A 12449-nucleotide genomic window follows, 5' to 3' on the forward strand; every position below is an offset into this window, starting at 1 on the left:
TTTCATAGGAAGCTGCGTTCTATGAAACAAAAAAGCATGGAGGGAGAAAAATATATGGAAAAGAAAGAGGACAGCGAATTTAAAATTGCCATAGTGGGACTTGGATACGTTGGAATGCCGCTGGCAGTCGCATTTTCGGAACAATTTCCAGTTATCGGTTTTGATGTAAACAGCCGGAAGATTGCACAGTATAAAAAGGGAATTGATGAGACACTGGAAGTGGGGGATGAGGTTATTTCCAGCTGTAGTGTTGAATTTACAGATGAAGAAGCAAAGCTTAGAGAGGCATCGTTTGTAGTGGTGGCAGTCCCGACTCCGATCAATGGAGATAAGACACCGGATTTGTCGCCGGTGATCCGGGCGAGTGAGACGGTAGGACGAAACTTGAGAAGCGGAGCGATCGTTGTGTATGAGAGTACGGTGTATCCTGGCGTGACGGAGGAGATCTGTGCCCCGATCCTTGAAAAAGAAAGTGGATTAAAGTGCGGCGTGGATTTCAGGATTGGATATTCACCGGAGCGAATCAATCCGGGCGACCGGGTTCACACGCTCAAATCGATCCGGAAGATCGTATCGGGAATGGATCCGGAAACACGGGACCGGATCGGGCAGATATATGATACAATTATTGAAGCAGGAACGTTTCCGGTATCCTCTATTAAGACGGCGGAGGCAGTCAAGGTAGTGGAAAACAGCCAGCGGGACATCAACATCGCATTTATGAATGAGATGGCAATGGTATTTGAGCGGATGGGAATCGATACCAATGAGGTCGTGGATGGCATGAACACGAAGTGGAATGCGCTGGGATTCCGCCCGGGACTGGTCGGAGGGCACTGTATCGGCGTAGATCCGTACTATTTTATTTACGAGGCAGAACGGCTTGGATATACCAGCCAGATTGTAGCATCCGGGCGCCGAATCAATGACCATATGGGAATTTTTGTGGCAGATATGGCATTGAAAAAGATGATCCGTGCAGGAATTGATCCGTCTAAGGCGAAGATAGTGATTCTGGGAATTACCTTTAAGGAAAATTGCCCGGATATCCGGAACACCAAGGTGCTCGATATCATCAATCATCTGCGGGAATACGGGATCGAGCCGCAGGTAGTCGATCCATGGGCGGATAAAGAACTGGTAAAACAGGAATACGGCGTCGAATTAAAAGAATGGAGCGAGATCCAGAATGCAGATTGCGTGATTCATGCGGTTGCACATGGAGAATTTCGCGACCGCGGACTAGAAGGAGTCGTTTCTCTGATGGGAACGGAGCGGAGTAAGAAAATACTGTTGGATATCAAGGGCGAATGGTCAGTCGATGCGCTGAATAAATCGGGGGTTATCTGGTGGAGAATGTAAAAAACAAACGGAAAAAAAGCTGGATTTTTCTGGGACTGGCTGCCGGTGTGTTAGTGATGTCTGCCGGCATCTGGGGCATCTTTTTTATGAATAAAAGCTATTCACCGAATGCGAAAGCCTATGTGGATGGAAGAATTGAGACAGGAGATTCGGAGATAGATAAGGCATATGAGAAGTTCTTTTTATCAGAACCAGCGGAGCTTATCCAGGATCAGGAAGAAAATCCGGAGAAAACCATCCGAATTTTGTTCCGGGGTTTAAATGAGGATGTGAACGTCAATGAAGCGGTGTTAAAACGCCTGGAGGAGACAGGAATCAAGGCATCGTTTGCCTTGTCTGCGGCAGAAACGCTGGAAAATAAGGACTATGTTGCCAGAATGTTAAAAACCGGTCAGGAGCTGGTAAGCAATGGAACGGATGGAAGCGGAAACCTGCAGAGCCGGGAAGTCAGAGAAATGATCGAGGATATGCTTACATCCCGGGAGGCAATTTCGACCGGCGCCGATGTGGCAGTGCCGCTTTTATACTGTGACAGTGAGGTGACAGCAGAGCTTTTGAATGCGGCGGCGGTCAGCGGTTATGAGGCACTGGTGGATCCGAACGAGGATCGTGTCATCACGGATGATACATTTTCCAGCCGGGAAGAGATAGAAAAAGAAATCAATTCGCTGCAGGGTCAGACGATCCTCGTGTTTGATCTGCGGGGGAAATGGCAGCCGGCGCAGGAAGAGGCGGTTTATGCACAAGCGCCAGTGATCGATAAACAGGAAGAACTGAAAGAAACGCCGGAAGAGGCGGAAAAAGAAACCATTTCGGTGCAGGAAGAATTTCAGTGGCTGACGGAGGTGCTGGAGGAGAAAGAAATTCCAACCGGTCCCGTCGGAGGAATGGAAAGAACACCGGGCATACAGGTACTTCGGCAGCAGGCAGATGCGCCGGATGCCGAACGGGCAGCCGTATATCATTATTGCCTGACGAAAGAAGCAAAAATCGGAGTGGGAATTATCAGCCTTCCGGAGAAGAGCCTGCTTCGTTCCCTTCTGGCAGAACTGGAAAAAAATGCGGCATCAGCTACCTTTTTTGTCAGTCCGAAAGAACTTGAGACGCGCGGCGAGGAGATCCGGGAAATTGCAGAAGCCGGATATAGCATTGGATTGACGGATGGCGGGGAGAAGGTGGAGACGGCGGGAGCCGCATTTGACTCCATGCAGTCGGGACTCCATGCGCTGTATCAGTATACAGAAGATCCGGCACGGCTGTACTATGTACAGAGTGAAGAAAATCTGGATTCGGTCCGGAGCGCTGCGAAGCTTTTAAATGTGAAGGTAGTACAGACGGAAGCGGAGAATTCCATGCAGGCGGGAGCGTTCTATATTCTGGATCCGAAGAACCGGAAAACAGTAGAAGAACTGAAACAGAAAGCGGAAGGGGCAGGTCTGGCGCTTTCGGATATACAGACGCTGATTCAGAATTCCGGCACGATCCCGGTTTTGGCACCAGAAAAGGTCAATGAAATGCGTCGGAATAATCAACAAAAACAGGTAGAAGCGCAGAACATGGTCTACACGACGGAGCGTGCGTTCAGTTTTTCATTTTATGATCTGGGACATGAAAACGCCGTTCTGGATACGCTGGACGCGATGAAAGCGAGAAATGGAAACGCTACCTTTTTTGTCACATTGGATGAACTGATGTCAAAGCCTTCTCTGATTGAGGCAATTCTGGCAGATGGTCACGAGGTGGATATTGCGTATAAGGCAACGAAGAAATATCCGCAGACATTTGATGCGGTGACACAATATCTGAATGCATGGGAAACCTACGCAAAATGGCGTTATGGAATCGATTCAGAGATTGTTTTTATGCCGAATGGCAAGGCGGAGAATGAGACGAAGGAAGCGCTGCATACGGCGGGATGTAGCCTGATAGAGAGTACTTTCCGTGTCGTAAAAACCGAAGATAAGGAGATCGTTCTGGATAACATTCCGGAAGTGATTGGAAAACTGGAGCGTATCCGTCTGACGAGAGGTGCATTTGTCAGCTTTAATATGGGATATTATGAGAATGACCGCTATACGCAGCGGGGATCCACCATTTTTGGTGTCATGCTGGATGGCTTTATGAATGCACATGTGGACACCTTGGCGTACCGCTCACATGACACAGGAGAAATTGAAGATGCGAGCCGATTTGAAATACATACAGTCAGCCGTATGCTGGATTCACCGGAAAAATATACGCTGAGCAATCAGAAACAGACGGATATCACATTGGATAAGAATGTTCTGACGAATATGGCGACCGATCAGGACCGCTTTAACTGGATTCGGGATCACTACATCGGAACCCGGTTTATCGACACGGGAAAGAAGCTTCCGGGATTTTCTGCGAGCGAAGTCAAAAGTCTGGACAAGAGCGGTGTCTTCACGAATGATAAAGTGATTTTCCTCTCCTTTGATGACTGGGGAACGGAACAGTCCTTAAATGAGCTTCTGTATGTGCTGGAAAAGCAGAATGTCAAGGCTACTTTCTTTATCAAAACAGAGTATGTGGATGCAAACCCGAACCTGCTTCGCACGATCGCGGTTAAAGGGCATCAGATTGCCTGCCATACGGATGGACATATACCGCTGGCGAATCCATTGGATGAAAATGAAAGTGTCGATCTGACTCTGACGGACGAGGAGGCACTGAATCTTCGGAAGGACATTGTGACTTCTTATAATAAACTGTACAAATATACCGGAAACGTAGAGGTAGCGGGAAAACCGGCGTTATCAAAGATGTTCCGTCCGCCGACACTGGCAGTCAGCAAGAACGGCATCAGCCAGGTGTTCGATGTCGGATTTGACTATTCTGTTTCGGGAGAAATTTCGACAGGAGATTATGAGGCAAGCAGTTATGAGGACATGCTGGAACGTCTGCAGCGCAGAAGAATTTCACAAAATGAATATATGCGGGTACACGACGGAACGGTCCTGGTTATGCATATGCAGGAAAATGCCAAATACACGGCGCAGGCCCTGGATGCGATGATACCGATTTGGAAGGAACAGGGGTATACATTTGCGCGGATTGATGATTATCTTGGCAGATAGGATAAATTATGGGTAAAAAGCTTTTTAAGAAAAAAGAATGGGATTTAAAAACATTTGACGGAGATATTCTGTTAAATGAACGGGCGGATCGAAGAGTTCTGCCGGATGTGCCGGATCCGGAGGGAATCCGCTCCAAGTTTGACCGGCGCGGTATATCGGCAGATAATGATAGTGTCGAATCCGTCATTTTGAACCGCAAGTCAGGAATCCGCTTTGTTGCCGGATTTCCGGTGGAAGTTTCCTTTCAGGATATGGCGGGAAAGAGGAAGACCATTTCGGCGGTCAGCGGCGATATATCGGAAACGGGTATATCGCTCCGTTTCCCGGATCTTGCAAGCGTGGAACGCTTAAGAAAAGGACACGGGATGCGGCTGAAATTTGAGATCCCGCCGGGCAGTATGCCGGAGGGGCGGGAGATGAAGGTTCACATGGCGGCATCCTGTGTCAGAACGTTTGAAAAAGACGGTGAATTCTACGCCGGATTCGAATTTGTGGAAGATCTCAGGACGTATATGCACAGACATAAGGATCGGTATCTTTATCTTGGCAGTCTGATCCTCTTATTTGGAATCAGCCTGATGATTGCACTGATGCGCGCAGAGAGTGTTATTTATTTCAAATACAATGCGCTCCTGTACTCATACAGTCTGGTGGCGGCGCTGTTTCTTTTAAGCCGCTATGCGTTCGGCGCACTGTACCGTCCGGTGAAAATCAATCCGGATTTTAAACCGAGCGTGACGATCATCATTCCGTGTTTTAACGAGGAGACATGGATTCGGAGAACGATTCTCTCCTGCATGAACCAGTATTATCCGTCGGATAAGCTGGAGGTCATTGTGGTGGATGACTGTTCTTCGGACCGCTCCGTTGAAGTAATAAAAGAGACGATCGAGGAGATAAAATCTTCCGTAGGGGAACGTCTGCGCGTCAATAACCGCCTCTCCTATATTGTCCAGGAGAAAAATGCGGGAAAACGGGCGGCGCTCTGCCGGGGCGTGGATGTGGCAAAGGGGGAACTGGTTATTTTCGTTGATTCCGACAGTTTCCTGGATCCATATGCGGTTATTAACCTGGTTCAGCCGTTCCAGGATCCGAAGATGGGTGGTGTAGCAGGAAGAACGGATGTGGCAAATACCTATACCAACAGCCTGACCAAAATGCAGGCCGTTCGCTATTATATCGCATTTCGTGTGATGAAAGCGTCGGAGGCCCTGTTTGACACGGTTACCTGTCTGTCGGGACCGCTGTCCTGCTACCGGAAGGAAATTGTGAAGAAACATGAAGAGGACTGGTTAAATCAGCGTTTTCTAGGACACAAGGCGACGTTTGGAGATGATCGGGCGATGACGAATTTCGTTTTGAAGAACCACCGGACCTATTATCAGGATACGGCGATCTGTTCGACGATCGTGCCGAATCAGCAGAAAGTATTTTTAAAGCAGCAGATGCGCTGGAAACGTTCCTGGCTTCGTGAGTCGCTGATGGCAGGAGAATTTATGTGGAGAAAAGAACCGTTTGCGGCGGTCAACTTTTTTATCGGTCTGCTGGTGCCGATTCTGGCACCGGTTGTGGTGGTGTATAACCTTTTTTATGTGCCGTTTACACAGCATATTTTTCCGACGACCTTTCTGGTCGGCCTGCTTTTGATGTCTCTGATGATGAGTATTGCACAGCTTTTCTTCCGGAAGAGTACAACGTGGTATTTTGGATTCTTATTCTGCCTCTACTACGAGATTGTTCTCTTGTGGCAGATGCCGGTGGCATGGGTGACATTCTGGAAATCGACCTGGGGGACCCGCATGACACCGAGTGATGTGAAAGAAAAGGAAAAGAAAGAGAAGAAAAAGCAGAAAAAACAAGGGGGAACGGCGGATGTATAAGATAGAGACGCGAAAAGATAAAATAAAAATCATCCGTACCATCCTGGAGAGCGCGGTTCTTTTAACTCTGGTGTTTGCGATTGTACGCACGCTGAATGTCAACAGTGTCTATATGCCATATGATCCGCAGGATAAGAGTCTGGTAAGCGGCGAAGAATGCGGCTTTCTGGCCGTGTCCTATTTTGGCGTGGACCGCCAGGGAACGGATATGCTGATCTCAACGAAGGAGCTGGATGAGCAGTTAAAGACACTGTATGATCTGGGGTATGTGACGATCAGTCAGGCGGACATCGAGGCGTACTATCAGAAAAAGCAGCCGCTTCCGGATAAGGCATTGTTTCTGATGTTTGAGGACGGACGCCGGGATACCGTGCTGTTTTCTGAAAAGATTCTGGAAAAATATAATTATAAGGCGACCATCCTGAGCTATGCGGACAAATTTGCTGAGAAGGATCCGAAGTTTTTATCCGCCAAGGATCTGAAAAAACTTCAGGACAATGGCTATTGGGAGCTTGGAACAAATGGATACCGGCTTTCTTACATCAACAGTTATGACCGGTATGACCGTTTTTTAGGGCAGATGACGAGTGATGAATTTGTCCGTGTGAATCAGTATCTGGGGCGGGATTATAACCATTATCTGATGGACTATATACGGGATGAAAACCGGATTCCGGTCGAGAGCGACAAGGCGATGGAGAGCCGCATCACGCAGGATTACCACTTTATGGAACAGATTTACAGTGAAGAAGTAGGGACGGTGCCGGAGCTTTACTGCCTGATGCATTCCAACACGGGACGCTATGGCAATACGACCAGTGTCAGCCAGGTAAATGGGGATAATATCGAGGAGCTGTTTGAAATGAACTTTAACCGGGATGGTTATGCGCTAAATACGGTCAAGTCGTCCATCTATGATCTGACGCGTCTCCAGCCGCAGGCGTACTGGAGTACAAACCATCTTCTGATGCGTGTGAAAGCGGATCTTCCGGAAAACCAGAAACAGAAGATTGTGTTTGTGACGGGAAAAACAAAGCGGGATAAGGAGAGAGCGGGAAAATGGTCCTTAAAAAGCGGAGCGGACGAGTTTAAGAAAGACAGTCTGGTCGTGACGAGTGAGCCGCAGGGAGAGGGACTGATCTCGTTAAAGAATGTTTCGGTTGAAAATGCGGAGATATCGGTTAAGCTTCAGGGAAATAAAATCGGTGGTCAGACGATCTATCTGCGGGATTCGGAGGATCATTCCCGGTATATTGCGGTATCTGTCCAGAATAATCATCTGATCCTGTCTGAAAAAGGAGCGAATTCCACCAGCACAACCATGATGGACAAGGATCTGCATGATTTAGTGGATGTTTCAGATCGGATTTCGGTGGAAGAAGATAAAAAAGATTCGCTGGTAGCCGAATATAAAATGCGGGGACGCTTTGCTGACAGTGCGGCGGACAGCCTGGTATTTTACAGAGAGGCAGGAGAAGCCGGAAAGGTCAAGACACGATCGGTCGCCGACGGGGCAGATGAGTACATACCGGAGCTTCAGATCAATGATCTGGGAGATACGGATCTCAAGATCCGCCTGGAGGGAGAGAAACTTCAGGTATGGGTCAACGGCACGGATGTGACAGGCACGATCAAAGTGTCTGTTTCCGGGGCGGGTATGGTCCGCCTTGGGGCGAGCTGGGGCGGCTTTGGCTACAGTCAGAGAAATGTGGCCGATGATGTGTATGACGGCGTATTCAGCAAGCTGCTGATTACGGACGGAGATAAAACAGTATACGACGGACGTCTTCCGGAAGTTGAGAAACTAGCGAATGCGCTGAATGACAAGTGGAATGCAGTGGTGAACTGGTTTATTAAGAATTTATAATATGGTTTGCGGACTGGAATTTTCTAAACGAAAAATTCACTGATGAACATGTGCGTAAACGATAACGAAATGAATGAGGGCAGATAGGAAGAGAACATGAGAAAAAAGAGATTTTGGATAGATGGTTTATGCGCGGCATGTTGCGTGGTGATAGCGGCGGCAGTGATAGGATGTGCCCTTCCTGGGAAGAAAGCGGAGGCTGGACCGGCACAGGAGGTGGATGATTCGTATTCGAAAGAAGAAGTACACACGTTAGCAGAAACAGCGGATGAAACGACGGTCTGGAGTGCGTACTGGGATTGTGCCGATACCCTGCGCGTGCTTCGCTCAGAGAAAGAGTACATCCAGGCAGTTAGTCTGTTTGAGGCATATTTTAAGGATGATGAGATTGTGATCCCGGAGGCAACCGAGAAGACATTGAACCAGATCCGGAATCGGGAAACGATGCGGGATATGACGGTGTTTCTGTCATTTGTCAATGATGTGGATCAGAATGGAACGATTGTCCAGAAGGATACAGATATTTTGAAAAAGCACATTGGAAGTGAGGTGGCGGCGCGGGCACACGCGGAACATCTGGTGGAGATCGCCTCAGAGGGAGGATATGACGGAGTCGAGATTGATTATGAGAAGATCCGTTCGGACATGGAACTCTGGGATGATTTTCTGAGGTTTGAGGATTTCCTTCTGGAAGCAGCGTCAGAGAAAAATCTGAAAGTGCGGATTGTGCTGGAACCGTCCACGCCGGTTGAGGACCTTACTTTCCCGGAGGGGGCGGAATATGTTGTCATGTGCTACAATCTGTATGGGGGTGGTACGGAACCGGGCCCTAAGGCGGATCGGGATTTTCTGAAGGAACTAAAGGAACGGTTTGGAATGCTGTCGGATATCTCCTATGCATTTGCAGACGGCGGATTTGACTGGGAGGGAGATTCACAGAAAGCAAAGCAGCTGCGGGCATCAGAGGCGGCAGAAATGGCAGAAAGATACGAAGCCAAGCCGGTGCGGGACGTAGCCAGCGGTGCGCTGCACTTTGAGTATACGAAAAGCGGGACGAAACATACGGTGTGGTATGCGGATGAAGAGACGTTGAAACTCTGGGCTGAATGGTTAAAAGAAGAAGGCGCGGATCCACTTCATGTGAGTCTCTGGAGGCTGTGACAAAAAATGTCCAACCCAAATGTCAACCCAAATAAAAATCATTCTTGACATTTTACCAAAATTGCTGTATGATACCTCTGATATGGAAAATCTTAACATTTTAAGAGTCATCCATGCAAATATATCTGACCACCTGTGAAACAGGGAATGGCCATACGGACAGCCGGGTCAAATGCCGATTGGCAGTGCGAACTGCCCTATTGATTGAGTTAAAAGCTCAATTTTATAAGTTGGTTACTTTACAACCAGTGCTCATGCACATCAACTTGTAAAACGGTCAATAAGAGTGGTAAAAGTAGATATTTGCTATATAGACTCTGAATGTGAGATTTCTGTGGATAAAAAGGTTTTGCAGTATATGCGGTAAATAGAGACAAGGGAAGATTTCGTAGCTATACGGCAGATTTGTAAAAATAGAGCGAAGCAGAAAAAAACGTTTTTGCGGATGATGTGGAGACACGTCATCCGCTTTTTTTCATAGGAAATTACGTCCTATGAAAAAAAACGCTCCGCGAGGATGCGCACTCGCGCGAAGCAGAAACATGTCGCAAGCGACCGCGCTCGGCGCGAGAATGTGCCAAGGCACATTCTTTTTTATGTGTAATAGGAAATTCCTTGGAATTTCCTATTACATGATCAACACCATTTATATTTCAGGAGAAGGAAGATATGGATCACAGCGAAAAATTAAAATTATACGGCTTTAATAACCTGACAAAGGCGCTTAGCTTTAATATCTATGATGTCTGTTATGCCAAGACACCGAGGGAGCAGAAGGATTATATTGCCTACATCGATCAGCAGTACAATTCGGAACGCCTGACCCGGATCCTAACATCGCTGACGGATATGATCGGGGCACGGGTATTGAGTATTTCCCAGCAGGACTACGATCCGCAGGGGGCTTCGGTCACGCTTCTGATTGCAGAAGGTTCCATGATGCCGGTGCAGGGGGAGACGCAGGTGGCGCATCTGGACAAGAGCCATGTGACCGTCCATACCTATCCGGAATACCATCCGGAGACCTGTCTGGCGACCTTCCGGGTGGATATTGACGTGGCGACCTGCGGGGAGATCACGCCGCTTTCGACACTCGATTACCTGATCGGTTCGTTTGATTCGGACATCATCACGATGGACTACCGGGTGCGCGGGTTCACGCGGGATGTGGACGGAAAAAAGCTGTTTATGGATCGTGAGATCCGCTCGATTCAGGATTATATCTCCAAGGAAACGCTGCGGCGCTACGATGTGGTCGATATCAATGTGTACGAGGCAAATCTGTTCCATACCAAGATGATGCTGAAAGAGATCGACCTGCAGAATTATCTGTTTAAGACAGATGTCTATGAACTTCCGCCGACCACCAGGCTCAGTATTATGGACAGCCTGCGGCGGGAGATGATTGAAATTTTCAGCGGAAGGAATGTGTTTTAAAAGAAATGCTTTTTGAGAGGAAAAAAACGGTTTGACTGGAAAATACGATAGAAGAAACGAATGAGTGAGTTTCAGGAGGAACGGCAGATGGAAGAAGAGAGAAGAAATCTGGAGCCGGGCGTCGGAAGGAGTACACGGCGCAGAAGGGAAGCTTCAGGACAGAAGGAAACGGGGGAAGGCAGTCGAAGAGATGACGCGCTGACCCAGGAGCGCGCGCCGATCTATGAGGCGCTGGAAGCATTTCAGAAGATGCGCGTGGTGCCGTTTGATGTTCCGGGGCACAAGAGGGGGCGCGGCAACCCGGAGCTGACGAAACTTTTAGGAGAGACCTGTATGCGGCTGGACGTCAATTCCATGAAGCCGCTCGATAACCTCTGCCACCCAGTGTCTGTCATCGCGGATGCGGAGCAGCTGGCGGCTGAGGCATTCGGGGCGGCACACGCATTCCTGATGGTCGGCGGTACGACATCGGCGGTCCAGAGCATGGTGCTGACGGCAGTCAAGCGGGGCGAGAAGATTATATTGCCGCGAAATGTCCACCGCAGCGTCATGGGCGCGATGGTGCTTGGAGGCGCGGTTCCGGTCTATGTGAATCCGGCGGGTGATAAGAGACTGGGGATTCCGCTTGGAATGCGCGTGGAAGATGTGCGCCGGGCGATCAAGGAAAATCCAGATGCTAAGGCGGTGTTTGTGAACAATCCGACGTATTACGGCATCTGTTCGGATCTGCGCTCGATCGTAAAGCTGGCACATGAGCATGGGATGTTGTGTTTAGTTGATGAGGCGCATGGAACCCATTTTTATTTCGGGGAAAATATGCCGGTTTCCGCGATGGCAGCTGGGGCGGATATGGCGGCGGTTTCGATGCACAAATCAGGCGGAAGCCTGACGCAGAGCTCGATTCTTCTGACGGGTCCGGGTATGTCCGCCGGGTATGTCCGCCAGATTATCAATCTGACGCAGACGACGAGCGGTTCCTACCTGCTCCTTTCCAGCCTCGATATCTCCAGACGAAACCTGGCGCTTCGCGGGCGTGAGGCATTTAAGCAGGTGGTGGAGCTGGCGGAGTATGCGAGAACAGAAATCAACCGGATTGGCGGTTATTATGCCTATTCGAAGGAGCTGGTAAACGGCGACAGCATTTATGATTTCGATGTGACCAAACTTTCAATTCACACGCGCGATATCGGGCTGGCGGGGATCGAGGTTTATGATCTGCTCCGGGACGAGTACGATATCCAGGCGGAATTTGGTGATCTGGGAAATATTCTGGCATATCTGTCCATCGGTGACCGGCAGCGGGAGGTAGAGCGCCTGGTCAGCGCACTGGCGGAGATCAAGCGCCGGTTCAGCCGGGATAAATCGACGCTGATGGATTTTGACTATATTGACCCGATCGTGGCGATGTCGCCGCAGGAGGCATTTTACGGAGAAAAAGAATCTCTTCCGATCCGCGAGACAGCCGGACGTGTGTGCAGTGAGTTTGTCATGTGCTACCCGCCGGGCATCCCGATTCTGACGCCGGGCGAGCAGATCACGGAAGAGATCATTGACTACATTGCGTATGCGCTGGAAAAAGGATGTTCAATGACTGGACCGGAGGATCCGGGGATTGAGCGCCTGAATGTGCTGAAATAGATAAGC

The 12449-nt window shown here is 49.0% G+C and carries 7 protein-coding genes; all 7 read left to right on the forward strand.

The window, feature by feature from the left end:
• Positions 1–21: 21 nt before the first annotated feature.
• The 7 genes from DW720_RS07135 to DW720_RS07165 all read left to right on the forward strand — a co-directional run bounded on the left by DW720_RS07135 (position 22) and on the right by DW720_RS07165 (position 12443).
• Complete coding sequence (locus DW720_RS07135; RefSeq protein WP_243099713.1) at positions 22–1362, forward strand: nucleotide sugar dehydrogenase; 1341 nt, start codon at positions 22–24, stop codon at positions 1360–1362.
• Positions 1350–4460 carry a polysaccharide deacetylase family protein gene (locus DW720_RS07140; protein ID WP_118749429.1) on the forward strand — a complete coding sequence of 1037 codons (3111 nt, stop codon included), beginning with the start codon at positions 1350–1352 and terminating at the stop codon, positions 4458–4460. Before DW720_RS07135 ends, DW720_RS07140 begins: the two co-directional genes overlap by 13 nt.
• 8 nt (positions 4461–4468) lie before the next feature.
• Complete coding sequence (locus DW720_RS07145) at positions 4469–6340, forward strand: glycosyltransferase (RefSeq protein ID WP_118749430.1); 1872 nt, start codon at positions 4469–4471, stop codon at positions 6338–6340.
• Complete coding sequence (locus DW720_RS07150) at positions 6333–8207, forward strand: hypothetical protein (protein WP_118749431.1); 1875 nt, start codon at positions 6333–6335, stop codon at positions 8205–8207. Before DW720_RS07145 ends, DW720_RS07150 begins: the two co-directional genes overlap by 8 nt.
• 96 nt (positions 8208–8303) lie before the next feature.
• On the forward strand, positions 8304–9368 hold the full coding sequence (locus tag DW720_RS07155; RefSeq protein WP_118749432.1) for a glycosyl hydrolase family 18 protein: 1065 nt from the start codon (positions 8304–8306) through the stop codon (positions 9366–9368).
• Positions 9369–10037: 669 nt separating this feature from the next.
• A complete protein-coding gene (gene speD, locus DW720_RS07160; RefSeq protein ID WP_022360543.1) occupies positions 10038–10805 on the forward strand; it encodes an adenosylmethionine decarboxylase in 768 nt (255 codons plus the stop codon).
• 60 nt (positions 10806–10865) lie between these two features.
• Positions 10866–12443: an aminotransferase class I/II-fold pyridoxal phosphate-dependent enzyme gene (locus DW720_RS07165; protein ID WP_227589718.1), complete on the forward strand. Its 1578-nt coding sequence runs from the start codon at positions 10866–10868 to the stop codon at positions 12441–12443.
• Positions 12444–12449: the final 6 nt, after the last annotated feature.

This window comes from Clostridium sp. AM27-28 (assembly GCF_003480955.1).
GTDB classification, from domain to species: domain Bacteria; phylum Bacillota; class Clostridia; order Lachnospirales; family Lachnospiraceae; genus Otoolea; species Otoolea fessa.